This window comes from Variovorax boronicumulans, from assembly GCF_029892485.1.
GTDB classification, from domain to species: Bacteria; Pseudomonadota; Gammaproteobacteria; order Burkholderiales; family Burkholderiaceae_C; genus Variovorax; species Variovorax boronicumulans_B.
In genome coordinates, this window is record NZ_JARXVG010000001.1 from 42,043 (window position 1) to 68,406 (window position 26,364).

Annotated in this window: 23 protein-coding genes and 2 pseudogenes; 14 read left to right on the forward strand and 11 right to left on the reverse strand. The window is 64.8% G+C overall.

What is annotated here, in order from left to right; translation table 11 throughout:
• Positions 1-16: 16 nt before the first annotated feature.
• Together M2282_RS00160 and M2282_RS00165 are read right to left on the reverse strand one after the other, a co-directional pair.
• The gene (locus tag M2282_RS00160; RefSeq protein WP_280806796.1) at positions 17-151 is read right to left on the reverse strand and encodes a hypothetical protein; all 135 of its coding nucleotides are present in this window, start codon (positions 149-151) and stop codon (positions 17-19) included.
• A 253-nt stretch (positions 152-404) separates the two neighbouring features.
• Positions 405-2,720: a TonB-dependent receptor gene (locus M2282_RS00165; RefSeq protein ID WP_280806797.1), complete on the reverse strand. Its 2,316-nt coding sequence runs from the start codon at positions 2,718-2,720 to the stop codon at positions 405-407.
• 116 nt (positions 2,721-2,836) lie between these two features.
• On the opposite strand from M2282_RS00165, the gene M2282_RS31025 reads away from it, so the two are divergent.
• From M2282_RS31025 to M2282_RS00185, 5 genes are all read left to right on the forward strand, one after another.
• Positions 2,837-3,172, forward strand: coding sequence for an autotransporter outer membrane beta-barrel domain-containing protein (locus M2282_RS31025; RefSeq protein ID WP_348541714.1), 336 nt, complete (start codon positions 2,837-2,839; stop codon positions 3,170-3,172).
• 145 nt (positions 3,173-3,317) lie between these two features.
• Positions 3,318-3,647, forward strand: coding sequence for an autotransporter domain-containing protein (locus M2282_RS31030; RefSeq protein WP_348541715.1), 330 nt, complete (start codon positions 3,318-3,320; stop codon positions 3,645-3,647).
• 186 nt (positions 3,648-3,833) lie between these two features.
• On the forward strand, positions 3,834-4,160 hold the full coding sequence (locus tag M2282_RS00175) for a hypothetical protein (RefSeq protein ID WP_280806798.1): 327 nt from the start codon (positions 3,834-3,836) through the stop codon (positions 4,158-4,160).
• 151 nt (positions 4,161-4,311) lie between these two features.
• Positions 4,312-4,701, forward strand: a complete 390-nt coding sequence (locus M2282_RS00180) for a VOC family protein (protein WP_280806799.1) — start codon at positions 4,312-4,314, stop codon at positions 4,699-4,701.
• A gap of 537 nt (positions 4,702-5,238) precedes the next feature.
• Positions 5,239-5,466, forward strand: coding sequence for a sensor histidine kinase (locus tag M2282_RS00185; RefSeq protein ID WP_280807694.1), 228 nt, complete (start codon positions 5,239-5,241; stop codon positions 5,464-5,466).
• Positions 5,467-5,734: 268 nt separating this feature from the next.
• Here the strand turns inward: M2282_RS00185 and M2282_RS00190 are convergent, their stop codons facing one another.
• Complete coding sequence (locus tag M2282_RS00190) at positions 5,735-6,595, reverse strand: prephenate dehydratase domain-containing protein (RefSeq protein WP_280806800.1); 861 nt, start codon at positions 6,593-6,595, stop codon at positions 5,735-5,737.
• 350 nt (positions 6,596-6,945) lie between these two features.
• Between M2282_RS00190 and M2282_RS00195 the strand changes: the two are divergent.
• From M2282_RS00195 to M2282_RS00205, 3 genes and pseudogenes are all read left to right on the forward strand, one after another.
• Positions 6,946-7,584, forward strand: a pseudogene (locus M2282_RS00195) (oxidoreductase); the annotation flags it as partial.
• A gap of 399 nt (positions 7,585-7,983) precedes the next feature.
• Positions 7,984-8,214, forward strand: coding sequence for a hypothetical protein (locus tag M2282_RS00200; protein ID WP_280806801.1), 231 nt, complete (start codon positions 7,984-7,986; stop codon positions 8,212-8,214).
• 735 nt (positions 8,215-8,949) lie between these two features.
• Positions 8,950-9,294 (forward strand): H-NS histone family protein, encoded by a 345-nt coding sequence (locus M2282_RS00205; RefSeq protein ID WP_280806802.1) that lies wholly within the window; start codon positions 8,950-8,952, stop codon positions 9,292-9,294.
• Positions 9,295-9,810: 516 nt separating this feature from the next.
• On the opposite strand, the gene M2282_RS00210 is transcribed toward M2282_RS00205, so the two are convergent.
• Entirely contained in the window at positions 9,811-13,425 is a 3,615-nt protein-coding gene (locus tag M2282_RS00210; protein ID WP_280806803.1) for an indolepyruvate ferredoxin oxidoreductase family protein, read from the reverse strand.
• Positions 13,426-13,517: 92 nt separating this feature from the next.
• Here M2282_RS00210 and M2282_RS00215 point away from each other — a divergent pair, with 92 nt between their 5' ends.
• Together M2282_RS00215 and M2282_RS00220 are read left to right on the forward strand one after the other, a co-directional pair.
• On the forward strand, positions 13,518-14,036 hold the full coding sequence (locus tag M2282_RS00215; protein WP_280806804.1) for an Lrp/AsnC family transcriptional regulator: 519 nt from the start codon (positions 13,518-13,520) through the stop codon (positions 14,034-14,036).
• A 269-nt stretch (positions 14,037-14,305) separates the two neighbouring features.
• Entirely contained in the window at positions 14,306-14,566 is a 261-nt protein-coding gene (locus M2282_RS00220) for a hypothetical protein (RefSeq protein WP_280806805.1), read from the forward strand.
• Positions 14,567-14,710: 144 nt separating this feature from the next.
• Here M2282_RS00220 and M2282_RS00225 read toward each other — a convergent pair whose 3' ends face one another.
• The 7 genes and pseudogenes from M2282_RS00225 to acnA form a co-directional block, all read right to left on the reverse strand.
• On the reverse strand, positions 14,711-15,331 hold the full coding sequence (locus tag M2282_RS00225) for a hypothetical protein (protein ID WP_280806806.1): 621 nt from the start codon (positions 15,329-15,331) through the stop codon (positions 14,711-14,713).
• A 127-nt stretch (positions 15,332-15,458) separates the two neighbouring features.
• On the reverse strand, positions 15,459-15,845 hold the full coding sequence (locus tag M2282_RS00230; RefSeq protein ID WP_280806807.1) for a chorismate mutase family protein: 387 nt from the start codon (positions 15,843-15,845) through the stop codon (positions 15,459-15,461).
• Between the two features lie 10 nt (positions 15,846-15,855).
• A complete protein-coding gene (locus tag M2282_RS00235; protein WP_280806808.1) occupies positions 15,856-16,905 on the reverse strand; it encodes a Bug family tripartite tricarboxylate transporter substrate binding protein in 1,050 nt (349 codons plus the stop codon).
• A gap of 498 nt (positions 16,906-17,403) precedes the next feature.
• Positions 17,404-17,581 (reverse strand): annotated as a pseudogene (locus M2282_RS00240) (hydroxymethylglutaryl-CoA lyase); the annotation flags it as partial.
• Positions 17,582-17,703: 122 nt separating this feature from the next.
• Entirely contained in the window at positions 17,704-18,435 is a 732-nt protein-coding gene (locus tag M2282_RS00245; protein ID WP_280806809.1) for an ABC transporter substrate-binding protein, read from the reverse strand.
• An 8-nt stretch (positions 18,436-18,443) separates the two neighbouring features.
• Complete coding sequence (locus M2282_RS00250; protein ID WP_280806810.1) at positions 18,444-19,340, reverse strand: GntR family transcriptional regulator; 897 nt, start codon at positions 19,338-19,340, stop codon at positions 18,444-18,446.
• 14 nt (positions 19,341-19,354) lie between these two features.
• Entirely contained in the window at positions 19,355-22,012 is a 2,658-nt protein-coding gene (acnA, locus tag M2282_RS00255; protein ID WP_280806811.1) for an aconitate hydratase AcnA, read from the reverse strand.
• A gap of 246 nt (positions 22,013-22,258) precedes the next feature.
• On the opposite strand from acnA, the gene M2282_RS00260 reads away from it, so the two are divergent.
• The 4 genes from M2282_RS00260 to M2282_RS00275 all read left to right on the forward strand — a co-directional run bounded on the left by M2282_RS00260 (position 22,259) and on the right by M2282_RS00275 (position 26,045).
• A complete protein-coding gene (locus M2282_RS00260) occupies positions 22,259-23,311 on the forward strand; it encodes a lactonase family protein (RefSeq protein ID WP_280806812.1) in 1,053 nt (350 codons plus the stop codon).
• The gene (locus M2282_RS00265; protein WP_280806813.1) at positions 23,308-24,645 is read left to right on the forward strand and encodes an MFS transporter; all 1,338 of its coding nucleotides are present in this window, start codon (positions 23,308-23,310) and stop codon (positions 24,643-24,645) included. The genes M2282_RS00260 and M2282_RS00265 overlap by 4 nt, the downstream gene beginning before the upstream one ends.
• A gap of 50 nt (positions 24,646-24,695) precedes the next feature.
• Positions 24,696-25,691: a Bug family tripartite tricarboxylate transporter substrate binding protein gene (locus tag M2282_RS00270; protein WP_280806814.1), complete on the forward strand. Its 996-nt coding sequence runs from the start codon at positions 24,696-24,698 to the stop codon at positions 25,689-25,691.
• Positions 25,692-25,805: 114 nt separating this feature from the next.
• Positions 25,806-26,045, forward strand: coding sequence for a hypothetical protein (locus M2282_RS00275; protein ID WP_280806815.1), 240 nt, complete (start codon positions 25,806-25,808; stop codon positions 26,043-26,045).
• Positions 26,046-26,364 lie beyond the last annotated feature (319 nt).

The following is a 26,364-nucleotide window of genomic DNA, read 5'->3' on the forward strand; positions in this document are numbered from 1 at the left end:
GCTTGCGGCTAGAAAGCTAGAACCCCATGAACTTGGTATCGAAATGGTCGTGACTCAGGGGAAGAATTTCGCCCAGCACTGAAGCAGCGCCTCTATGACGTAGAGCTTTGGCAAGGAGAGCATCAATAACCTTTTCGACGTCGAGTTCCATGCTCAATCTTCTTTCCGCTTGCTTGTGTGACATCGATCATCTGAAGCGCGCGCGTCGCAGTCCGTGGATGCGCATGCTGCCGTGGGTATGCCTCTATCGCTGCGATAAATGCGGTAAGCATCAACTGCCTTCTCAACGCGAGATAGACGCGGCAGGCGCGAAAAGAGACACCCTACGCGTTTCGCGAAAAGGTGAGGGTCTGAGGCGGACTCCAGGTTGAACGCTGGCGCTGTGAGGGAACGGATGAGAACCGTCAGTAGTCCAGCCGGACTGTCAGTCCCATCGTGCGCGGCGTCCCGACCGATGCCACGTATGCACCGTTCGCGGTGGCGGCCACGGTCGGAAAATACTTCTTGTCGAGCGCGTTGCGCAACCAGAGCGAAATGCTCCAGATTTCATTGCCCCGTGCGACCTTCCAACCGGTGGCGAGGTTCAGCAGGCCATAGGCTGGGATGCGTGAGTGAACCGATCCGTCGAGCGTGCCGTCCTGTGCGGACCGCCACGCGTACGCCGCAGAAACGAAGTGCTGGGTGGTGGGGCTCACGGACCTGCGGTATTCGGCGCCCACGTTGAATGTCCAGCGCGGCGCCCCGGCAACCTGCCGTCCGGTCAGGCTGCAGCGCCCCTGCGGCACGAACGCGCGTTCTGACGGACAAGGCGCGTCCTCATAGCGTCGATAGCGTGCATCGTTGAAGGCGGCGTTGGCCCACACGGTCAGCCCGCGCGCCGGTCGCGCAGTGGCATCCAGCTCCAGTCCCCGGCTACGGAGATCGCCCGCGTTCGTGAGGATCTCGACGTAGTTGCCCGCGCCTGCGCCGGCGGGCACGAACATCGACGTCTGGTAGCCGCGCACGCCTGCCAGGAAGGCGTTCAGGTTAAGTGTCAGGCGATCATTCCAGAGGCTGCTCTTGACGCCGACGTCCAGGCTGTCGACACGTTCGGGCCCGATGATCAGCGACGAGGCGCCGAGCGGGCCGGGAGCGGCACCCGGCCCCGCCAGATTGATCCCGCCCGACCGCTCGCCGTGCGAAAGGCTCGCGTAGCCGATCGCGTCGTCATCCAGCCGGTAGCTCGCACTCAGGAGCGCCGATGGGCTGGTCTTTCGGATGGCCAGCGAGCCTGTGTCGTAGGCACCAAGCACGATCGGACGATTGCGCAGGAACGCGGTGGCAGCGGAACCACCGGTCGAGTCGCCGCGATGGGTGCGCCCGTCCTTGCGCTCCTGCGTGATGCGCAGGCCGGCCGTGAGGTCGAGCCTGGACGTGGCGTGCCACGTGGCCTGGGAGAAGAGCGCGAAGCTCTCCGTGTCGAGCGCGCCGAAGCTCACGGTGCTCGCGTTGGCGAGCACCGGCAAGGACGTTCCCTGCAGAACGATGTCCGCCCGCGGACCGAACACGGTGAATATCTCGTTGCGCATGCGCTGGCGCATGTAGAACGCGCCCACCACATAGTCGACCACGCCGCCGGTGGGCCCCGCGTAGCGCAGCTCCTGCGAGAACTGCTGCTGGCGCACGCGGGAGCCGCCGTCGATCAGCACGGGGATATTGAGGTTGTCGTTGGTCGTCGGCACGAACTTCCATGAGCGGCCGGCAGTGATGGACGTGACGGTGGCGCCGGACCCGAGCTTCCAGCTCGCTTCGGCCGACATGCCACCCTGATCGAGATCGACGCGCTCCACGCCGTCGGTGTTGACCGCATAGCGCCGCGGGTCGGTGACGATGCCGCTGGCGCCGCCGGCCAGTGCGCGGACCGCCGCCGGTCCGCTTCCCAGCGAGTAGATGACACGGGTGCCGTACGTGGAGCGCTCGCGGTGCGCATCGGCGATCAGGCGCAGGCTGAAGGCGTCGCCACGGCGCAGCAGCCATTGGCCGCGAATGCCGGATCGATTGCCTCCGTTGACGCTGCCGCCGTCGTAGATGTTCTCGATGTTGCCGCGTTCATGGGTGCCGTACACCAGCAGCCGGCCCGCCGTCTCTTCGGACAAGGCGCCCGAGAAGATGGCTTGCCCCTGCCCAAGGCCGCGCTGACCGATCGAGAGTTGCAGCGTGCGCTCGGTCTCGCGGCTCGGCGGACGCGTGTGCAACGCCAGCACGCCGGCGGTCGTGTTCTTGCCGAAAAGCGTGCCTTGCGGCCCGCGCAGCAGGTCCACGCGCTCGATGTCGAGCAGGTCGAATGTCGCCATGCCCGCGCGGCCCAGGTAGACGTTGTCGAGGTAGATGCCCGTGCTGCCCTCGAGGCCGTCGTTCGATGGATTCCTGCCGACGCCGCGCACCGCGATGGCCGATTGCCGCGGATCGCCGAAGGTGATGCTGGTACTCGGCAACCATTGCTGCAGGTCTTCGAGCCGCCAGCTTTGCTGCGTCTCAAGGGCCTCGCCATCGATCGAGGTCAGCGGGATCGGAACTTGCTGGGCGGCTTCCGAACGGCCCCTGGCATTCACGGTGATGGCGGGGAGCGTTTCGCCATCGTCCGAAGGCGCCGGCTGTGCATGGACCGCCACGGGGAGCGCGAAAGCGAGAGCGTTGACGGCCAGGGAGCGGGCGAGGAGATCGCATGGGCAGAAGGACATGCGCGTACTCTAGTTGACGTTCGCACGCGGACGCGAGGTCTTGCCGGAGCCAGCCATGTGCGAACTCGCGCACCGCCACCACGCCGACCGGCTCGGGCCGCCGTGCCTGGGCGCACGTGCTTTCGACCGACATCGACATCCAGCAAGGCGGCACGGTGTCGCCCACGAGCAAGGGACGCCTCGCCGGCTTCCAGGCCGGCACCGACCTGCTGGCCACGCCTAACGTGCGCGCCGGTCTGTACGTCGGCCAGCTCGATGGCGATGCGACCGTCAACGGATTCGCCAGCGGCGTGAGCAACCTGCGCACCGGCCGCAACGACCTGCGCAGCCGGTATGTGGGCCTGTACGGCACCTTCACCGCCGACAGCGGCCTGTACGCCGACGTCGTGGTGCAGTCGGGCCGCTATCGCTACACGGTCGAGCCGATGCTCGGCGCAGGCCTAGGCGGCTAGGGCAACAGCTTGCTGGGGTCCATCGAAGTCGGCCAGGCCTTTGCACTGGGCAGCAGCGGCTGGAGCATCGAGCCGCTGCTGCAGCTGATTCACCAGCATATGGGCCTGAGCGACTCTCTCATCCTCGGTGCCGTGGTTCAGCCCGATGCCGACAGCGGCTGGATCGCGCGCGCCCGGCGTGCGCGTCAAGGGTCAGATCGACACCAGCATGGGCGCGCTGCAGCCGTACGGCCGCTTCAACGTCTACCGCACCTCGAGCGGTACGGACATCGCGCGCTCCGTCAACGGTGCGACGCGCACCGACATCGCAGCGCCCACTGGCGGCACGAGCACCGAACTGGCTGGCGGCTTCACGCTGGCGTTAGGCCCAACGACCAGCCTGTACGCCGAAATCGGCAAGCTCTGGTCGTCGGGCGGTGATGCCAAGGTCAAGAGCTCGATCAACGGATCTGCTGGGGTACGCGTGCGCTGGTAAGAACGGTGGGATGGCACGGTCAGTGCAAAATGCCCGTTGCCGCCTTGGGTGCGGCGGTATTCCGCTCGGCCGTCCTGTCACGCCGAAGGCAAGATGAAATTCTTACGCAAATGCTCGCATGGACTTGCAGCTCTGCTTTCCGGGCAAATACCTTTGGGCTCGCGCTCCGGATCGATATTCGGGGCCTTGTCTGATGCCACGAAGCGAATTCGAGAGACGACCATCTCGTGGCGAGAAATTGGAGCGGATTTCGTCCGGTCCAACAGGCGCGCGCTTCGCGCCTCCCAGAAGATCGCTCATTCGCATCTCCCCTCGCCGCGAAACATTCATGAATGGGAAATCGAGCTGTCGGTCATCGCCAACGATGGTCGAGCTTTCGTCGGAATGGCACGTATCTCTCGATTCGGCCAAGAGCCTCGTTCGCTGGTTTGCGAGCCTCAACCCAGCCGCGAGGCAGCGATCCTGAAGGCAAGTCTGAAAGCGAGCATGTTCATAAGCCGCTGGGAGGCCTGAACGAGATGGTCACGGCTCAAGGCCGTGACGCGCGAGTTGCCTGCAACGAAGAGCTGACCGGGAGAGCGTGGACTCGCGGCATGGCGGGATCGCAGGCCTTGCCTTGGAAGAATCGTTGACCCTCGCACCCGGTCCTTCATAAGATCCACACATGCTGACCCGAGCTCGAATCGAAGCCCGCATTCCCGCGCAAGACCTCTGGAGGGCGCGGCGCTGGTATGCGGACAAGCTGGGCCTGGAGCCCGTCGAGGAACGCCCAGGCGGGCTGCGTTATGAGAGTTCGCACGGCACCTTCTGCCTTTTCGCATCTGCCGGCGTGTCCGACGGGTCGTTCACCCAGATGGGCTTTTACGTCGACGACATCGAAACGACCGTTCGCGACCTTCGTGCGCGCGGTGTCGTCTTCGAGGAATACAAAGGCACGGTGAACGGCATCATGGATATACAGGGCAACTATCCCAGCAAGGGCCACGGGGAGCGCGCCGCGTGGTTTCGAGACAGCGAGGGCAACTTGCTGGGCGTCGCCGAGATCGTGCCTTAGCGGCGCGGAGGCTAAACGCGAGTGGCCGCAACTCGTGTACTTGAGTGCCGGCAGCCAGCACACCGTGGGCGACAGAACTGGCAAAACCTCGCACCAAGCCCCCGGGGACCAGTGCCGTAGGTGCGCGGCCTGGACAGCACGCTCGTTGAGCTTTCCTCTTCGATGGGTTGCTGACATCGGCTGACTGTCCCAGGACACAACCGACCGCTCGACATGCTTGCAGATAGACACCAACTGCTTCAGTCCAATGCCCGCTGCGCTGGCGGAGTACCACTTAATTTGGATTGACTGACAGCTGCCAAGCGCGCATTGTTCTTTCATCTCGCCATCGGCGAGCAAGGATTCAAATGCCCAGGCCGTTCCATGAAATTGTCGCTTGGACTTTCCATCGAGAGCATCCATATTCAGTGTTCACATGCACGCTTCTTGCTGTTGCGTCGTGGCTGGTCGTTTGGTTCGGCGAATAGCAGTGCCCACTAGTAACTACTGACGATTCGAGGGAATCGCGAACTGCTGCTTGCAGCGCTGGCGAACCTCCTGCAGAACGCTTTCAAGTTCACCCATCCACACACCGACATCACATTGAAGGCCTATGAGCTTGGCGAACAGGTACTGGTTGAAGTCGAAGACCACTGCGGCGGCCTGCCGCCGGGAAGCGCCGCCACGATGTTCGCGCCCTTCAATCAGCACAGTCATGACAGGTCGGGCCTGGGTCTGGGCCTTTCCATCGCCCGTCAGAGCGTCGAGGCCGATCTCGGGCCCTGACCATTCGGGATGTACCGAGTGTCGGATGCGTTTTCACCATCTGTCTGCCCCGCCACGTTCTCTCTTGAAAGGACCACTCGTCGCGTTCGAGTCGTCTTGGACGATGGGACGCACCAGCCGTCCACTGGCTCGCCACAGCACGCCCACGAGCCGGATCTCCCGGGCTGCGATTCGGGCCTCAAGGAAGGTTTCCCGGACCGTTCGGTCGCAAGCCGCCGCGTCCTCGACGACTGGATGGGGCCGCTGACCCGCACGCGCGCAATGGCGTTCAATACCTTCGAGGATAGGAACCAAGAAGCCGAAACTCCGCGTGGTCCGCCAGCAGCTTGGCGATCTCCGGCTGCGACGCATGGCCCACGATGTCGACCACATACCGGTGGCCGTCCAGCGATTTCTTTCCCGGTCGTTCGTAGATGGCCAGGACCTGGGTCGCTTGCGCAAGCGCCCGCAGCGAGCGCCGGAAGTCGGTTTCGTCGACGGTCAGCAGCAGGCTGGTCTTGTCGCTCCCGCTCGGTGCTGGCGGCACATGCCCCAGTACCCACCAGCGCGTGGTGTTGTGCGGTCCTTCCTCGATACCGTTGACGATCGGCGTCAGCCCGTAGATACGGGCTGCGCTCGGCGGCCCCATGGCCGCGAGGTCCGACGCAGTGCCTTCCGCCACCAGCTTCGCAGCGGCGCCTCCGCTGGAAGCAGCCCTGCGCTCGACGTCCGGCATTTCCTTGTCGAGCCAGGGCTTGACCTCTTCCAGCGCGACGGGATGGGCGATGACCGTGCGGATGTCCTGCCGGCGCGTGCCCGGCCTGGCCAGCAAGCTGTAGCCCAGCTCTTTCGGATACTCGGCCACCACCTGCACGCCGTCCAGGGCCAGCACGTCGTCAAGGTAAGGCGTGGTCCCCACCACGGACGTCGTGACGGGCACGCAGGCCTTGGCGACGGTTTTCGCACGCAAGGCCTTGAAAAGCGCCTCCCTGTCGAGCGCGACGAGGTTCTCGTCACCGAACAGATCCATGCAAGCCTGATGGGTCCAGCTGCCTGCCGGCCCCAGGTAGCCGACCTGGGCGCTGGTGACCGAAGACACGCCCATGGCGAGCACGGCCATCGTCACGGTGCATTGGACAAGAGTTTTCATGAATTTGAACGACACGAACAGCCACAGGGGACGAAACGTACCGTCGTCCAGCACCTGTATCGCATGGCGATCCTGTGCCTGGGAGCTCGCACGTCTTCGCAAAAAGGGCCATGATCCGGACCTCGAATGCGCCTGGCAATGCTTGCACGGCACGCACTTTTCCTGCGAGGCATCCCACGAGAATTCCGAGCGCCAAACCCCCACGGCGTTGCGTGATGGGCAAGCTGCAGCGAGGTCGAATGCGCGCAGACAAGCCTGCAGAAGGACCTCGAGAGGTCTCTCGCGCGGATGCCCCGATCAGGCGGCAGACCGCTGTCCCGAAGCAGCTCCAGCCGGCGGACAGGGCAACCGAGGGCGCGATCCATATCGCAGCCGATCTTTCGACGGCCGAGGGCGCCGCCAAGGTGGCGCAGTCGATGCTCGACCATTGGGGCGGCATCGACATCCTGCTGGTTGTGGTGGGCGGCTCCGGCGCTCCGGGCGGTGGATTGCTGCCCTCGATGATGCGCAGTGGTTCGCCGAACTGAACGAGAACCAGAACCGGATGCCGGCCGTTCGGCTCGATCGTGCGCTGCTGCCCGCGATGCTCGCGCAGGGTTCGGGCGTCACCATCCACCGCAGCTCGATTCAGCGCGTGCTGCCACTGCCGGAGTCGACGACTGCCTCTGCGGCCGCCAACGCGGCCTTGTCGACCTACAGCAAGGCGTTGTCGAAAGAAGTGACGGCCAAGGGAGTGCGCGTGCTGCGCGTGTCACCCGGATGGATCGAGACAGAAGCGCCTGTGGCGCCGGCCGAACGCCTTGCCGATCAGGCCGGTCGGACTACGAGGGCGGCAAACAGCGCATCATGCAATCGCGTGGCGGTATTCCGCTCGGCCGTCCTGCAAGCCGAAGGAAGCTGCCGATCTGATCACCTTTCTGGCATTGCCGAGAGCTGCGATTTCGGGCTCCGAGCACCTGATAGACGGGGGCACGGTCCCGACGGTCTAGTCCGCATCGTTCCGCGATTGGGGCGATGCCGACGAGGCGTACTTCGATGTGAAACCGAGCTGAACGCCTCTACGGCGCCCGGGCATATGCACAGCTGGATCAAAAGGGTAGCCCGCCACAAGACGGCTGGTATCGTTTCACGGAACTCCTGCACAGACTTCACTTCCATTTCACCTGGGCCAAGCACACTGCATCTCGACAGTGGTTTGGCGTTGGTAGGTCGGGGAGAAAAAAAGTCGCTCAGGGAATTGCCCCGACGCCAACCGCTGTCACTCTTCAATATTTGTTCAGGAGAAACACGCGCTTGTGACGGCCTGCCTTGATGCCCAGCCGTTTCAAAGTCCCGCGTTTATGCGTTGGGCATGCGTAAGCGGTCAACAGCAGCGACGGAATTTACGTATGACCACCAAGCAAGAGTTGCCCGACGAGACGCTGAATGCGATGGCGATCGGGTGGCGCAGGAAGGCTCTCGAGGGAGATCTCCACGCCCGCGGGATAGCGCACGAGCTCGAGACTGAATTGCGCAGGCGTGCCGGTGCGCCATTCACCAACTACGACACTCTCGACATGCGGCCACTAGAGATGCGGACGGCGCGGCCCCGTTGGTGGCGATTGTGGCGCGGGCGCTGAGGCCATGCGCCCTATGCGGTGATGCCAAAACCCGACGCGGCGGCCCGACCGACGATAAACCAAAGGTACGTAAATACCCCATTTCGGGGGTGATCAAACGTCGACCTCTACTCACTAGAAGCAGGCGTTTACGAGGGCCAAACGAGCAGCCACCGTTATGAGCTTGATCCATTTGGCCAAGCTCTACGGGCACGCCCCGCCTGCCTGTCTGCGCGACGTCCTGACGCGGCTGCCAGCGTGGTCTTCCAGCGCGTGCGCGTCGACTGGCGCTGGTTTCACCTTCCACGGCGCATGCGCTCGCGAACGCGGGCGGTCGCAGTGGATTTATTTTTGCCGAAAGCCGCGTAGCACGACAGCATTCATCTGAGCGCCCCGCCAGAGATCGCGTGCAACAGCGGCTCGCCCAGACAGGGGGAGCGCTCTGGTAGCGCTGCCAGAACTGCTCCAGCGAATCGAAGCGGGGCCGGTGATCCGATGATCGTGCCCAGATGCAATGCGGTCGACACCGACTTGCATAGATGAATGCTCGCGCGGGACGTTCATCTTTGGATCTCATCGACTGGCCCGCTGGGTCATCAGAATTAGGTCGCTTTGACCTGTATCGATTAACGATGTCCCGGTTAATACCGAGTCCGCCAAGCGCGGCATACCGCCGCGCAGGACCCGCATTGTCGAGTCTCACGTCATTGGCATGGGTGTATAAACATCGCTTTTTATTGCAAAGCGATTCACCCAATGGCCAAAACATATCTTGAAGTGCAAAAGCAGATTCAACAATTGCAAAAAGAAGCTGATGCGCTTCGCAAAAAGGAAGCGGCTGGCGTCCTCGAACGCATCAAGGAAGCAATCGTGATTTATGGATTCACTGCCAGCGACTTGGGGGTGGACACAGGCGGCGCAAAGACTCCGAAAGGTCGCAAGGTCAAGTCCACCGTATCCAGGCCGAAGGCCAAGCCGGGTAGCGCCGTCCCGAAGTACAAGGATGATCAAGGCAATGTCTGGGGTGGGCGTGGGCCTCGGCCCGCCTGGTTCAAGGCTGCACTTGAGAGTGGCAAGACGGCCGAGGAACTGACTGCTTAATGCCTTCTTGCGATGGCGATGTACGTGGCCTTGGCCGTTGCCCTCGCTCCGTTCAGCCTGGTGGGCGCGTGATCGCGGCCTCTCCTTGATCGATGACGCGGGGCGTTGGCTGGCAAATATGCCCAAAGATGGTCCTTGCCGGCAATTGCTCAAGACAAGACCCCGATCTTGTCTGCCGCGCTCGTTGCGACTGAGCCCGATTTGAAGTGAAAGACGGTCAATGAGACTTCATTGGGATTCCCCGCGATGCGTCCAAGTGGTTCATTGTCTGGCGCCGCCGCGGAGTATTCGAGATCGATTGCACCGAAGGTGCGCCGGCCCTGATCTTCTTCTTTACCGCCAGCCGTGCGCTTGCGGCATTGCCCGGAGATTGCCTGTGACGCCTGCCGGCGCAGCGAGCAAGCAACTGGCCGTACCACGTGTGAGCTCGGAAATGTACCGGCGTCCGAGCGTCACAGCGCCTCTTTCCACACAAGGCTGTCTGCAGCGGCGAATTGCCAGACTCCGCTTGGCCCCTCAGGATCTTGCGCCCGTCACGATCGCTATGCCGCGGATCTGGCCCGCCCCCGGTGCACCGGCCACCGGCTTTGCATATCGCGTCGGCGCGAAGCGATGCAGCAACTCCGCTTCGCGGAGGCGCGCAGATTCGAGGTTCGCAAGTTTCACGTGGCCAAAACCGCGCACCGACATTGGCAAGGCAGCCACACGCGCGGCAATCGTCTGATTGCCGGCAGTCAGCTCACCAACCATGTCCTGCAGCAGTCCATCGAAGTGATTGATCAACTCACGCTCCATGCGCCGCTCCGTCGTATGGCCGAACAGGTCGAAGACCGTGCCGCGCAGCCGCTTGCCGTGCGCCAGCCACCTCATGGCCGGGAGCATCCAAGCGCCAAGGCGAATCTTCGTGGGAGCCCTTCCGTGCACGGGACGCGAGAGCAACGGCGGAGCCATGTGAAATTCGAGCTTCAGTTCACCCTCGAACTGGTCCTTGAGCTTCTGCAGAAAAGTGCCGTCCGTGTACAGACGCGCGACTTCGTACTCGTCCTTGTAGCTCATGAGCTTCAACAGGCTGCGCGCCGCGTTGCGCGTGAAGGGCAGGCCCGCATCGCCGCCCGTCAGCGCGGACTCGGCCGCCTGCAGTGCGCGGATTCGTGCCTCGAAGCGCGCGGCCCACGCAGCGTTCTGGTAGCCGGTGAGTTGGCGGCGCGCATCGGCTAGCAACGCGTCCAGCGGGCGCTGGTCTGCTTGCTGCGCCTGCGCTTGCAGGGGCGCCGCCCGCAGCTGGTCGAGCGCGGCAGGGTCGCCTGCGGCAAGCCGCCCCAATGAGAACGCCGATTGGTTGGCCGCCACCGCCACGCCGTTGAGCTCGATCGCATGCATCAGCGCCTCGAGGCTCAGCGGCACCAGGCCGCGCTGCCACGCATAGCCGGTCGCCACGATGTTCGCGGCCAGCGTGTCGCCCAGGAACTCCTCGGCCAGGCTCTGCGCATCGAAGGTCTCGACCTGTTCCTCGCCCGCGACGAATCGCATCTTCTCCAGCAGCAGGTCGACGTGCAGGTCGGCATCGGGGTTGCGCAGCGATTCGGCCACCGGGATCTCGTGGACGTTCGCCAGCACGCGCGTGCGCCCGTGCCGCACGGTCTGCAGCGCGTCGGGCGAAGCGCCCACCACCACATCGCACGCGAGGATGGCGTCGGCCTGCTGCGTGTCGATGCGCACCTGGTTCAGCCGCTCGGGCGTGTCGGCCAGCCGCACGAAGCTTAGCACCGAGCCGCCCTTCTGCGCGAAGCCCATGAAGTCGAGCACGCTGGCGGACTTGCCCTCCAGGTGCGCGGCCATCGCGATGACCGCACCCACCGTCACCACCCCGGTACCGCCCACGCCGGTCACGAGCAGGTCGTAGGGGGCGGTCCATGCATGCGGCGCGGGATGCGCGAGCGCCGCCACGCGATGCAGAAAGGCATCGCGCCCGGCCGCAAGCGCCCCGCTCTTGCGGCGCAGCTTGCCGCCGGTAACGCCCACGAAGCTGGGGCAGAAGCCCTTGGCGCAGGAATAGTCCTTGTTGCAGCTGGTCTGGTCGATCTTGCGCTTGCGGCCCATCGGCGTTTCCTGCGGCAGCACGGCCACGCAGTTGCTCTGCACGGTGCAGTCGCCGCAGCCTTCGCACACCGCCTCGTTGATGTAGAGGCGCTTCGGCGGGTCGGCCAGCTCGCCCTTCTTGCGGCGGCGGCGCTTCTCGGCGGCGCAGGTCTGCTCGTAGATGAGCACGGTCACGCCGGGCATTTCGCGCAGGCGCCGCTGCACCTCGTCGAGCGCGGCGCGGTCGTGGAACTCGGTGCCCGCCGGAAACTTGTTCTTGATGGCGTCGTAGTTGCCGATGGCATCGCTCACCACCACCACCTTGGTAACGCCTTCCGATTCCACCTGCCGCGCGATCGCGTCCACGCTGATGACGCCGTCCACCGGCTGCCCGCCGGTCATCGCGACCGCGTCGTTGAACAGGATCTTGTAGGTGAGCGTGGCCTTGGCCGCGACGGCCTGGCGGATCGCGAGGTAGCCCGAGTGGTAGTAGGTGCCGTCGCCCAGGTTCTGGAACACGTGCGGCGTCTTGGTGAACATGGCGTGCGAGATCCAGTCGACGCCCTCGCCGCCCATCTGGATGAGGCCCGCGGTGCTGCGGTCCATCCAGTTGGCCATGAAGTGGCAGCCGATGCCCGCGCGCGCGGTTGAGCCTTCGGGCACCTTGGTGCTGGTGTTGTGCGGGCAGCCGGCGCAGAAGTAAGGCACGCGCTTGACGCTGTCGCTCGCATTGCCCAGCAGATCGGGCGGCGTGAAGTCGCGCACATGCTGCAGGTGGTCGCCGAGGTCGTGGTTGTCGGGGAAGTGCACGGCCAGCCAGTGCGCGACCAGCTCGATGAGGCGCGACGGGCGCAGCTCGCCGAGCGCGGACACCAGCGGTTGCCCTTCGCGGTCGTGCTTGCCCACGAGCACGGGGCGCGCATCGGGCGGCGCGTTGTAGAAGATGTCACGCAGTTGCGTCTCGACCACCGCGCCCTTCTCTTCCACCACCAGGATCTCCTCGAGCCCCTGCGCGAATTCCTTCAGCCGCGTCTGCTCGAGTGGAAAGCTCAGCCCTACCTTGTAGAGCCGCACGCCGGCGCGCGCGAGCTGCTCGGGCGAGAGCTCCAGGCGCCGCAGCACCTCCATCAAATCGTGGTGCGCCTTGCCGCAGGTGACGATGCCCACCTTCGCATGCGGGCTCACGATGACGTGGCGGTCGATGCTGTTGCGTTTCGTGAATGCGGCCACGGCGGCGAGCTTGTCCTCCAGCCGCGACTCGATGCGCAGCGAGGGCAGGTCGGGCCAGCGGTAGTGCAGGCCGTCGGGCGGCGCGGCGTGGCCGGTGGCGGCGCGCACGGCGTCGGCGTCTTCCCAGGCGGCCACGCGCGCATTCACGGCGTCGAGGTCCACGGTGCCCGCGCTCTCGACGATCTCGGACAGCGCCGCCATGCCGACCCACGCGCCCGAATAGCGCGAGAGCTCGTAGCCGTACAGGCCGAACTCCAGGTATTCGGCCACGCTCGCGGGCTGCATCACCGGCATGCGCCAGGCCATGAAGGCGTGGTCGCTCTGGTGCGGCATCGACGACGACACGCAGCCGTGGTCGTCGCCCGCCACCACCAGCACGCCGCCGTGCGGCGACGAACCGTAGGCGTTGCCGTGCTTGAGCGCATCCCCCGCGCGGTCCACGCCCGGGCCCTTGCCGTACCACATGGCAAAGACGCCCTCAACGGTGCGCTCGGGGTCGGACTCCACGCGCTGCGTGCCCAGTACCTGCGTGGCGGCAAGCTCCTCGTTCACGGCCGGCACGAAGCGGATGCCGGTCTGCTTGAAGCGCTCGCCCGCCTTCCAGATGGCCTGGTCGACCATGCCCAGCGGCGAGCCGCGGTAGCCGCTCACGAAGCCCTGCGTGTTGAGGCCGCGTGCCGCGTCGCGCTGTTTCTGCATCGCCAGGATGCGGATCAGCGCCTGCGTGCCGGTGATGAAGACCGAGCCGGCATCGGCCCAGAGGTTGTCGGAGAGCTGGTAGTCGGGCCGTCGAAGCGCGGTCGTCTTGTGTGGGGCGTTCATGCCCGGAATTGTTCTGCCGCACCCCGAGTAAGTGTTTCTTCAATACACTGGCGCAGACCCTTGTTTGAAGAAGAATCCTCTCGGAAACCGCTATGAACGTCGATTCTGTTTCTCTTGACGAGCATTGCCTCAAGATCCTTTCTGCGCTGCAGCACGACGGCCGGCAGACGGTGCAGCAGATTTCAGAGGCCGTCGGGCTCTCGCCCACGCCTTGCTGGAAGCGCATCAAGGACATGGAGGCGGCCGGTGTGATCCGCGGCTACACGGCCATGATCGATCCTGAACTGGTGGGCCTGCATGTCTCGGCCGTGGCCGAGGTCAACCTCGATCGCCACAGCGAGGCGATGGTGCAGCGCTTCGAGGAGGTGGTGGCCGCGAGCCCGCAGATCATCCGCTGCGTGTCGGCCACCGGGCCGGCGGACTACATCCTCCACGTGACGGTGCCCGACATGAAGCACTACGAGCGCTTTCTGCACGAGGTGCTCTTCAGCCTGCCGGGCGTGACGCACGTGCGCTCGAGCATCGTGCTGCGCGAGATCAAGTCGGAGGTGGCGCTGCCGCTCGGCCACCTGATGAGCGCAAAGGGGGTCGCGACGCCTTTGCGACGCTAGAAGGCGTATTTCGCTCGGGGACACACCAGGGCCGAGGTGCACAGCTGTTCGACCAATCGCGTCGCGGGAAGACGGCTGGGATCGAGCCGGCCAAGATGCGCGCCCGAACGGGCACTGCCCGGCGTGATTGGGGTCGTGTGACGACGAAGGATAACCGTCCAGTCACCTCATCTTTGACGATTCAGGTGCCGAGGATGCGGATCTGCGCAGACGACGGTCGCTGTATTCTTCAATGATGAGATGCACCGCCACATTGGAATGAACAGACCATGACGCCCGATCACCGAGTATTTGTTGCGTTGAAGCGGCCACCCGGATACGAGGACGTCCATGCCGAGTTGGTCGTGGAAGATGCGATGCATCAGGATTGGCCGTGGGAGCTCCTACGCGACGAAGGCACCGCCGTCGTGGTCGTGATTGACCGTCCGGAGGGATACGAACGGTCTTCCGCAACCGAAGTTGCCAAGGGCGCGATAAAGGAGACTTGGCCTATGTGGTCACTTCTCAAGCGCAGCAAGCCTGCTGGCTAACAGGGCTCCGCCAACCCTGGCGGGGACCTCGATCCGTAGAGTGGACGTGACCCCTCGTCGCATCCTCCGGTTTCGTCATCTGCTGGAAGCCCATGATCTAGCTATCGACGGAGCTACGCCCCGCCGCGACAGTGGACCACGGCTTCAACTGCCGCCTGGCTCCGACGATCGCTTGATCCGCGTCCGGAACTGCCGTGCGACCGGACTGTCGTCCCAGACGACGGCCCTGCCATCGTCGACGGCCTGGCGTCCGTAGACGATCCATGCATCGCAGACGGTGCCGATGGACTGGACCACCTCGAAGCGCTCTGCATGTGCCATCGCGAAGGAAGTGAAGACGATGCCCGCGCTGTAGCGCCCTTCTGTCAGACCGGACTGGACCGCGAGCACCGTCGGCTCGTGGACGGTGGTCGGCCAGGCGGAAAGGTCGGCATAGCTCTGCGTCGCAGTCTGCACGCCCACCTTGCCAGCTCCCTCCCCGCTTCCCATGGACCGCACCAGCGCCATGGGCTGACTGGGAGAAATGAAGGCGTCGACCACCACCATGCCCGTGCGATAGGTGCCTGTGATCTCGGCGGCGGCCGGATGCACGGCGCATTGAAGCAGGTAGTCCGCCTCGCCGGCGATCAGCGCGCGCGCACCGCTGTGGAAGTCATCGAACAACACGATGCGGCAGGCTGGCGCAATGCCATGCGCGCCCAGGTACTGCTGGAGAACGAAGTGATGGTTGCTGCCCTTATGGCCCAGCGTTGAAAAGATCAGCATATGTTCGCCTTGGCGGTGCCGCATGACCAGCGGCTCGGCCTCGACGGCCACCTGATGGGGTTCGCGGCATGCGCGAGCGCCGGCAGAGCCGGAACCAGCGCGCTTGCTCGAGCGCAAAACGAGCGACTCATGCAGACGTCGAGGGCGCACCGATGATCTCATCCTCAAGCCGGCATGTCTCCGTGATGATCAGCTCGTAGAGGGCACGCAGGAACGCCGGACTCATGCCGTGCTTGGCGGCAAAGTCGGCCGCACGCGCCTGCACCACGCCGATGCGATGGGGCTGCATCATCGGAATCGCATGGTCGCGCTTGTGCAGTCCGATCCGGCAACAGCAATCGAGCCTGCGCCTGACGGTCTCGAGCAGCGTTCTGTCCAATCCATCTAGTTCGTCGCGCAGCGACTGCAGGATCCGTTGGGCGTCCTCGTGGCTGCCGGCATCAGCTGGGGTTGTGTCATGGACCGCGGCCGCCGTTTCCTGGCGCCCGCTCGGGCGCCCTTGTTCTGAATTCATGGGTATCTCCTTATTCGAGCTTGATGCCCTGGCTCGCGATGATCTCGGTAAGCGAGGCCGTGTCGGCCTTCACCCGGCGCATCAGCGCCTCCCCCGAGATGCCAGCAGCCTCGTAGCCGTGCTGGAAGAGTTTCTGCCGCACCTCTGGCAGGCGGATGACCTCCGAGAGAACCTCGGTCAGGCGCTGCACGATGGGAGCAGGCAGACTGGCGGGCGCCGCGGCGGCGGTCCAGATCTCGAGTTCGAAATCCTTGAGGCCCGCTTCCTGCAGGGTCGGGTAGTCCGGCACGAGTTCGGAGCGGCGCGCCGAGGTCGCGCCGATTGCGCGCAGCTTTCCGGCCTTGACCTGCTCCTGGGCGAGGCCCGGTGGAAGGAGCGCCAGCTGCAGTTGCCCTCCGACCAGACCCGTGATGACCTGCGGATTTCCCTGGTAGGGCACATGCACGGCGCCGATGCCTGTGCGGGCCTTCAGAAGCTCCATGCCGAGGTGGCCGATCGTGCCGATGCCGGGCGTGCCATAGCTCCACTTGCTTCCGGCCGCGCGCGCCGCCTCGAGGAAGCCGCGGGGATCGGCCGTCGAGACCGCCGACGTCGAGGCGAGGACCAGCGGCGCCGTGCAGATGATGCTCAGCGGGACCAAGTCCTTCTGCGGGTCGAAGGAGGTCGCCGGATTGAGGATCTTGGCGATCGTCATGTTGCCGTTGATCAGGATGCCGACCGTGTGCCTGTCGGTGGACTTCGCGACGATGTCCGCCGCGATATTGCCGCTGGCGCCTGGATGGTTCTCGACGATCACTGGCTGGCCCAGCGCCTTCGCCATGGGAGCGGCCAAGACGCGCGCCACGAAATCTGGCGACGAGCCGCCACCGAAGCCGACGACCAGCCTCAGCGGTCGCGTCGGCCACTTCAGGCCCGCCGGATGGGCGTTGGTAGCACCCGCAGGACCGGGACCGGAGCGATTCGCGCCTGACGACTGCGCGCAGGCGATACCCATACAGGCGAGCGCCCCGAAAAGACATAGCAGACGAGCGGCATGCGTTCGAAAAACGAAGAGGGACATGGCAAGACCTGATAAGAATTGAAAGCCAAGTCTTGCTTCCACAACGCGCGGTATCAACTCCTGCCTGGTGCGCAAAAAACTCCGCGGTGCATCGTGGCTGCGAAGGCCCGCCTTGCCCACGAGCGGGGCGAAGCAAAGGTTCGTCGCACTTGCTTGCCATGCAAGATGGTCGTCGCGCGTCAGCCGGACGGCGCCGAAGGCGGCACGAGCACCGTCTTGATGCAAGTTGTCCAGCTTGCTGGAGAACAGGCATCGTGACGTCGCACAGGTCGATGCGATGCGCGATGATTTGGCTCGGCCGGGTGCGCTCCGCCTAGATGTGTTCGATGGGCCGCGGTAAATCGCGCTTCTCGCTCGCCTGGTTTATGCGCAGCGTGAGGCCCTTGTTGACCGCGTTTCTGATTGGTATCGCATTGAAGGTCGGCCCGTACACGCCCACGATCGACAACCATGGCCTTCCTCGACTCAGGAAGCGCCCTCTCGTCTTGTTGAAAAATCTCAGGCGCCCCGTGCCATCGCGCGCTCACGTATGGGCGAAATCGGCAGCTACTGGATGCAGGTCGAGCCGACGCCCGACCTTGACAACCTGGCTCGGAATGTCGTGACCAATCAACCTCGGCAGGCGCTTTGATGCAGCGAGCAACAACTCGAGATCGACGCCGGTGCAGTAGCCCATCTACACGAGCGCCCCGAAGACGTGCCTGAAATACCGTGGACGAGTTTTTCAACACAATAGACTGTTAGCGGTCGTTGGCCGCGCTTCCAGACCTGCCGCCATGTTGAATTGGATCGAGTCTGCTAGTTGATGCCGGGGGCCACCGACGCCCCTTGTATTCCGTGTCGAAGCAACGCGTCGGCCACGATGCCACTGGCCTTCATTTCTTCGACGAACGCAGTCAGCGCCTTCGCGGCATCGGCGCCACGCGACTTGGGAGTTCCCATCGCCTGCTGGATCACCATGAAACGCCCAGGCAGGAGTCGAAGGCCGGCATGCTTCTTCTGGTCTGCTTCGAGTTGCTGCTTCACGCCGGCAGCGACATCCAGCTGCTGCACCATGAAGGTATCGACCACGGTGGGCGATGTGGCCGCGCGAACGATCTGCGCGTGTTGCAGCTCGCGTGTCAGGTAGAGGTCGTAGGCGCTGCCTTTGCCAACGGCCACGGATATGCCCAGTCGATCCACCTCTTCGTTGCGCGCCAGCGGCGAGGCTTCGCGCACGAGGTAGCTGCCTTCGATCAGCACATAGGCCGCAGTGAATGCAACGTCCGCCCCGCGGACGGGGTCGATCGCGAAGAAGCCGATGTCCGTGCGCTCTGCAACGACCGCTTCCACCGATTTGCCTGCCGCGTCGAACATGACGAGTTCGACCGGAACCCCCAGCCGTTCGCCCAACGCACGCGCCAAATCGACCGACACGCCAACGGGCTCGCCAGTGGCGGCATCCCGGTTCGCCAGGATTGGATTGCCCAGGTTGATCGATGCGCGCAGGACGCCGGAGGGTGCAAGGGCTTTGACGATTTCAGGGGACATGGGTGTTCTCAGCTCTTCAAGATGCCGGTGATCTTCTTGAGATTTCGCAGCGTGCTCGACAAGTGGTCCTGCATGGCTTTGGACGCATCGTCGTTGTGGCCCCGCTCGATCAGATCCAGAAGGTGCAGGTGCTGCTGGCAGTGTTCCTTGTAGCGGCTGCGGTCCTTCATCGACCGGTAGGACAGCAGACGCCGCACGCGGTTGACGCGCCGGATGGTGTCGATGAAGAAGGCATTGCCGCAGCCTTCGACGACCGATTCATGAAAACGCACGCCGCGGTCGTGCATCTGGTCGGCGGTGTCGGTTTCGATGCCGCCGTTGAGCAGGTGCAGTTCCGCGGCGCGGCAGCGTGCGATGACGCCGGGTGCGAGGTGGTAGCCCGGCTCAAGCAGCGCGGCCGGCTCCAGCGCAAGGCGCAGGCGGTACGACTGCAGCAGGCTGTCCGCCGTGGTCAACATCGACGAGAACTCCCAGCCGTAGCCCGGTTTCCTCTCGGCCCACCCTTCACTGGCGATGCGCGCCAGCACCGCGTTGAGCTGAGCGGGCGTGAGGCCGTAGCGCTGCTTGAGCATCACCTCGGTGAACTCCCCGGGCAATGCCCCACTCAGCCGATCGTCCGCAATGCGGAAGTAAACCTCGGTGACGGTGTCGGAGTCTTCCAGCCCCAGCCGGCGTGCCGTGGCTTCGACCGACTCGCTCAAGGGCTCGACAAGAAAGTAGCCGCGGTTGGGCTGGCGCACCAGCACGCCCTTCTCTGCAAGGAACGACAGCGCGTCGTTCACGGGCGAGCGCGACACGCGCAGCCTATCAGCCAGCGGCTGGGCACGCATGTGGGCCCCGGCCTTCATGTCGTCGGATTCAATCAAGCCAAGGATCTGGGTGGTGATGGATTGTTCGGGCCGCATGACCACGATTTTCATCACTTTGCCCCGGTCACCAAACGATGGGGTGCGTGCGTGGCGATCATCTTGTTCAGCGTCGAGGGGATCACGCCGCCGGCGCGCAGCAGCGAGACCTCCAGTTGCGTCTCGACGGCAGCGGTGGCCTCGAAGGTATCGACGCGGCCGTTGCGGCCGTCGCGGCGGCGGATCGAGACGCGAACAGGGCCGCGCGGCGCGATGTGCTCCGGCCTGGCGTCGACCTCGATGACGTCGCCGGGCTGGAGGTCCAGCGTGAACGGTGTCATGCCCGCCGGCATGCGCAACGGCAGCACGCCCATACCGACGAGGTTCGAGCGGTGGATGCGCTCGAAGCTGTTGGCCAGCACGGCGCGGATGCCCAGCAGGCGCTGGCCCTTGGCGGCCCAGTCGCGCGACGAACCCGTGCCGTAGCGTTCGCCGGCGACGAGCACCACCGATTCGCCAGCATCCCTGTAGCGCCGCGCCGCCTCCACCAGGGGCACGACGTCGCCGCTTGGCACGTGCACCGTGTGTGCGACTGGCGCACCGGGAGCCAGCAGATTCTTCAGCGTCTTGCTGTGGAAGGCTGCGCGCACCATCACTTCCCAGTTGCCGCGGCGCGAGGCGAAGACGTTCAGGTCGTTGCGGTCGTCGCCCCGCGCCACCAGGAAGTCGGCCACGAGGCTGTCCTTGGGAATCGCGCTGGCTGGCGAGATGTGGTCGGTCGTGATGTCGTCGCCGACCACCAGCAGCGGGTGGGCGGCGTACGCGCCGAGCAGGCTGCCTTCAGTGGCTGCAGCGAAGGGCGGGCGGCGCAGCGCGGTCGATTTCGGGTCCCACGGGTACAGCGCCGATGCGGGAGATTCCAGGTCGTGCCACAGCGGGTTTGCGCTGGCCAGGGCGAAGGCGCTTCGGTAGTCGGCCGGGTCCTGCGATTGCCGCAGCGCCTGGTCGACTTCATCACGCGAGGGCCACAGATCCATGAGATAGACCGGCGTGCCGTCGGCGGCGATCTGCACTGGATCGACGCTGAAGTTCCGCTCGGCATCGCCGGCCAGGCCGAACACAATGACCAGCGGCGGCGACATGAGGAAACCAAGGTCCAGGTCGGGATGCACGCGGCCTGGAAAGTTGCGGTTGCCAGACAGCACGGCGACGGGATGGATCGCGCCCGCAGCCAGCGCTTCCTGAATCGATGGCAGCAGCGGGCCGGAATTGCCGATGCATGTCGTGCAGCCGAAACCGACGATGTCGAAGCCGACGGCCGACAGGTCTGCGGCAAGGCCGGCGCGGTCCAGGTAGGCGGCGGCGGCCGGCGAGCCGGGCGCGGTCGAGGTCTTCACCCAGGGGGGCGCCTTCAGCCCGAAGGCGCGTGCCTTGCGGGCCACCAGGCCTGCTGCCACCAGCAGGCGCGGGTCGGAGGTGTTGGTGCAGCTCGTGATGGCCGCCACCGCGACGGGATGGCGCGGCATCGTCGCGTGCGCCGCCTTCGGCCGAAAGTTCAGCGCCGCCAGCGTCGAGGCGGCTTCACCGAACGCCAGCAAGTCCTGCGGCCGGCGTGGCCCCGCGATGTGCATGCCGATCACATCCAGGTCGATGTCGATGCTGCGCGTGTAGCGCGGCTGCGCCGACGGGTCGAACCACAGGCCGGTTGCCTGCGTGTAGCCTGCGACCATGGCCGCGTGCGCCGCGGATCTGCCGGTGGAAAGCAGGTAGTCCACGGTGTGCTGGTCCACAGGAAAGAACCCGGTCGTCGCACCGTATTCGGGCGCCATGTTGGCAACCACGCTGCGCTCGCCCGCGCCGAGCGTCGAGACGCCGGGCCCGTAGAACTCCACGAACTCACCCGACACACCGATGGCACGCAGGCGCTGCGTCACGGTCAGCGCGAGGTCGGTGGCCGTCACTCCAGCGCGCAGCGCGCCCGTGAGCCGCACGCCGATCACGTCCGGAACGCGCAGCATCGTCGGCATGCCGAACATCACGGTCTGCGCTTCGAGCCCGCCCACGCCCCAGCCCAGCACGCCGATGCCGTTCACCATCGGCGTGTGGCTGTCGGTGCCGATCATCATGTCCGGCACGACCCAGGTGGTGCCCTCCCGCTCCTCGGTCGTCACCACCGTGGCGAGCTGCTCCAGGTTGATGGTGTGCATGATCCCCGTGCCCGGCGGGTTGATGCGCACGCCGCGCAGCACCTTCGAGGCCCAGCGCAGGAACGAATAGCGCTCGGCATTGCGGCGGATTTCAAGCGCCATGTTCAGCGCGGGCGCATCGCCGCGCGCGAAGGCCTCTACCGCCAGCGAGTGGTCCACCGACACATCCACCGGCAGGCTGGAGTTCAGCACCGCCGGGTCCACGCCAGCCTCGGCGAGCGTGTCGCGCATGGCGGCCAGGTCGACCAGCGCCGGCGTGCTGGTGGTGTCGTGCATCAGCACGCGGCCTGGTTGATAGGCGATCTCGGCGTCGCTCGTACCGGTGTCTGCCCAGGCCAGCAACGCAGCGAGCGCCGCTTCTCTTTCCGCGCCTTCCATGTTGCGCGCGACGTTTTCCGTCAGCAGCCGCAAGACCACGGGCATTTGGTGCAATCGCGCGCCGCAGATGGCCGGTAGATCGACCGCACACAGCGAGCGACTTCCGACGCTGATCCGCCGGATCACGGTCGTATTGGTGTTTTCCATAGGTTTGATTTTGCATTTGTCATTCATAAAATGCAATTAAGTGCAAACCCTCAGACCCGCCCGAAAGCTCCCGTGCCCCTCGAAAGCAACTCGTTCCCCCGCGCCTTTCCCGCAGATGCCCACCGCCGGCACTTGCTCGGGTACGGCGCAGCCCTCGGCGGCGCGGCCCTGCTCGGCCCGCTCGCCGGGTGCGTCAGCACCCGTCCCGGCATCGCCGGAACCTCCGCCAACACCCCAGGAAAATCCATGTACGCCTACGTCGGAAGCCGGACCACCCGCGAGCGCAATGCGCGCGGCGACGGCATCAGCATCTTCAAGGTCGACACCGAACGCGGCACGCTCGCGCCCATCGACCTTGTCGGCAATCTCGTCAACCCTTCATTTCTCGCGCTCAGCCGCGACGGCGAATTCCTCTACACGGTGCATGGCGATGAGAGCGAGGTCAGCGCGTTCAAGGTCGACCGTCGCACCGGCCTCGTCGAATTCCTGAACCGGCAGAGCACGCAGGGCAAGAACCCGGTGCACCTTGCGCTCGACCCGAGCGGGCGCTTCATGGTCGTCTCCAACCACATCGGCGCGAGCCTGGCGGTGCTGCCCGTGCGCGAGGACGGCTCGCTCGGTGAGCTCACGCAGCTGGTGAAGCTCGAAGGGCCCATCGGTCCGCACCGCATCGAGCAGAAGCAGGCCAAGCCGCACTTCAATCCCTTCGACCCGAGCGGCCGCTTCGTGATCGTTCCCGACAAGGGCCTCGACCGCGTCTTCAGCTTCCGCTTCGACCAGGGCAAGCTGGTGCCGGCCGCCGTGCCGTTCGTGAGCACACGCGAGACCGCCGGTCCGCGCCACATCGCGTTCCATCCCGCCGCCCCATTGGCCTATGTCGTGAACGAACTGGACTCGACCGTTACCGCCTACCGCGTGACGCCTGCCACCGGCGCACTGCAACCCTTCCAGATCGTGTCGTCGCTGCCCGAGAGCTTCACGGGCAACAGCCGTGCTTCGGAAATCCAGATCGATGCGCCCGGGCGCTTCGTGTATGCGTCGAACCGCGGCTACGACAGCATTGCCGTGTTCAGCGTCGACCCGGCCACCGGTGCGCTGAAGTTCATCGGCGCGCCACCGACGCAGGGCAAGACACCGCGCTTCATGACGGCGACACCCGACGGGCGCTTCATGTTCGCGCTCAACGAAGACAGCGACTCCATCGTCACGCTGGCCGTGGATCCGGTTGCCGGAACACTGGCACCCACAGGCGCCTCGGTGCGCACGGGAAGCCCGGTCTGCATGGTGTTCTCGTCATGAGCGCCGCAACGCCAGTCCCGTTCACGCCGGCGCAGGAAAAAGCGACGGTGCGCAAGATCACGCTGCGCATCATTCCTTTTGTCTTCCTGCTCTACATCATCTCGTACCTCGACCGCGCGAACATCGGCTATGCGGCGCTGCAGATGAATGCCGAACTGGCCTTGAGCAGCGAGGCCTTCGGCTTCGTCTCGGGCATTTTCTTCATCGGCTACTTCCTCTTCGAGGTGCCGAGCAACGTGATGCTGAACAAGTACGGCGCGCGCGTGTGGATCGCGCGCATCCTGATCAGCTGGGGCCTGCTGGCGGCGCTCTCGGCCTTCGTGCAGAACGCCACCCAGCTCTACATCCTGCGCTTCCTGCTGGGCGTGGCAGAGGCCGGCTTCTTCCCCGGGATCATCGTGTACCTGACGTACTGGTTCCGCTCCAAGGAGCTCGCGACCACGGTGGCGCTGTTCACCGCAGCCATTCCAGTGTCGTACATCATCGGCGCGCCGCTCAGCACGCTGATCATGGACCACATCCAGTGGTTCGGCTGGAGCGGCTGGCGCTGGATGCTGTTCCTCGAAGGCATTCCGGCGGTGATCTTCGGCGTGGTGTGCTTCCTGCGCCTGACCGATCGGCCCGACCAGGCAAAGTGGCTCACGTCCGAAGAGAAGGAATGGCTGCTGGTAGAACTGGAGCGCGACCGCCAGTCGAAGAAGAACGTCAAGCACCTGTCGGTGATGCAGGCGATCGGCAATGGCAAGGTGCTCTACCTGTCGTTCATCTATTTCGTCTATCAGTGCGGCAGTCTGGGCGTGGGCTACTGGATGCCGCAGATCATCAAGGGCTTCTCCGACAAGCTGAGCCACACGCAGATCGGCTTCATCGCGATGGTGCCTTACATCATTGCCACCATCGCCATGGTGGCGTGGTCGCGCAGCTCCGACCGCCGCGACGAACGCAAGCTGCACTCGGCCATTCCGCTGGCTGTGGCAGCTGTCGCGCTCACCGGCGCGGGCTTGGTCGGCAGTCCGTTTGCCGCCGTGGCGCTCATCAGCGTGGCACTGGCCGGACTGTATGCGTTCAAGTCGCCGTTCTGGGCACTGCCCACGCTGTTTCTGAGCCGCTCGACGGCGGCGATCTCGATCGCGGTCATCAACTCGATCGGCAACCTCGGCGGCTTCGTCGGGCCCTATGCCATCGGGCTCATCAAGGGCACGGGCCGCAGCGCCACGACGGGCCTGATCTTCCTGAGCGCGCTGCTCGTCGTCGCGTTCCTCATGACGATTTTCATGCGGCTGTCCTATGCCAGCCGGACCGAGGACGCTGCGGCGGAGACGGTCAGCAGCTGAGCGCGACGGTCGCTCGAACGATTTCGAAGTTCATTCACAAGGAGACAAAAATGCAATTCCCATTCAACAGAATCTTCGCCGGCACGGTGGCATCGCTCACGCTGGGCGCCAGCCTGCACTCCGGCGCGTATGCGCAGGCTGCGGCCGGCGACTATCCGACCAAGGCCATCACCATCATCGTGCCCTTCGCCGCGGGCGGGAACACCGACGTCAAGACGCGCTTGGTCGCGCTGCAGATGGCCGCTATTCTTGGCAAGCCCGTGATCATCGACAACCGGCCGGGCGCGAGCGGCAACATCGGCATCGAGATGGTCTCGCGCGCGGCACCAGACGGCTACACCATCGGCATGGGCAGCTTCGGCCCGCTGGCGGTCAACCCGTCGATCTATCCGAAGGTGAACTACGACCCGAAAAGCTTTGTGCCGATCGTGTTGCTGGAGAAGAGTCCGCTGGTTCTGACCGCACCCGTGGACAAGCCCTACAAGACCGTCAAGGACGTGGTGGCCGCCGCAAAGGCCAAGCCGGGCGGACTGAACATCGCGAATGCCGGGCCTGGCGGCGCGCACCACCTTTCAGCCGAGCTCTTCGAAAGCGCTGCCGGCATCGACATGGTCGGTGTACCGTTCAAAGGCGGCGGTCCCGCTTCTACGGCGTTGTTGGCCGGGCAGGTCGATCTGATGTTCGAGCAGACCGGCGCTGCGATTCCGTCGATCCAGGCCGGCAAGATCCGCCCCATCGCAGTCACCTCCGCGAAGCGGCTTTCGACGATGCCCGACGTGCCTACCTTTGCCGAGGCCGGCTACCCACAGGTGCTGGTGTCGAACTGGATGGGCTACGTTGCGCCGAAGGGAACGCCTCCGGCGATTGTGGCCAAGCTGCACGCTGCCTTTATCAAGGCGATTGACCATCCGGATGTCAAAGGCCGCATCGTGGCGCAGAGCAATGAGTTGGGCGGAGGTTCTTCCAAGGAGTTTGCAGAGTTCATCGACAGCGAGACTGCCAAGTGGTCCAAGCTCGTCAAGGAGCGTGACATCAAGATCGAGTAGTCAGCCAGTTGATTCCGAGAGTGCTTGGGATGCAGCCACCAAGGCCCAACAACCTCCAGCATTCACGGCGAGTATGTCGGCGGGTGGCGTTTGCGTTCTAGCAAAGCCCATGCTTTGAGTCCGCCCCCGCTGGACGGCGAAGACACGCCGCCGGTAAGGACGCTGATCGCGCCGAACAGGTCAATGGCGCGAAGCGGCATCCACGAAGTCGTCAAGGGGGTGATGCATGCGGCAGCGGCCGCGCTGCGGTTGCGCGGTCCGGATTTCGAAGCTGCAGCAGCCCATCTAGAGCAGGCGTCGACGCACTGGATTCGCCATATCGCACGAAGCCATCTGAGCGAAAAGTCGACCTGAAAGTGGTCCGCGACAACCTGGGTCACGCCACCATCAGCACGACCAGCATCGGCGACATCCTGGCGCTGACCATTGCGCTAGAAGCCGGAGACATTGACCGTTTTGCTGGTCGCGAAACCTAGGCTCTGGACCACGCAAGACGACCTCCGGCTGGACGTGATGCGCGTGAATATTTTTGACGCCCAACTGCTGAGCAGTCTCTTTGCTCCAGACATGGTGCGCCGTGGTTAGGGTCGGATCATCAACGTGTCCACCAGCCTGGACACGATGTACCGCCAAGGCATCGGCCCATACGGGCCTGCAAGGCAGGCGCTTGAAG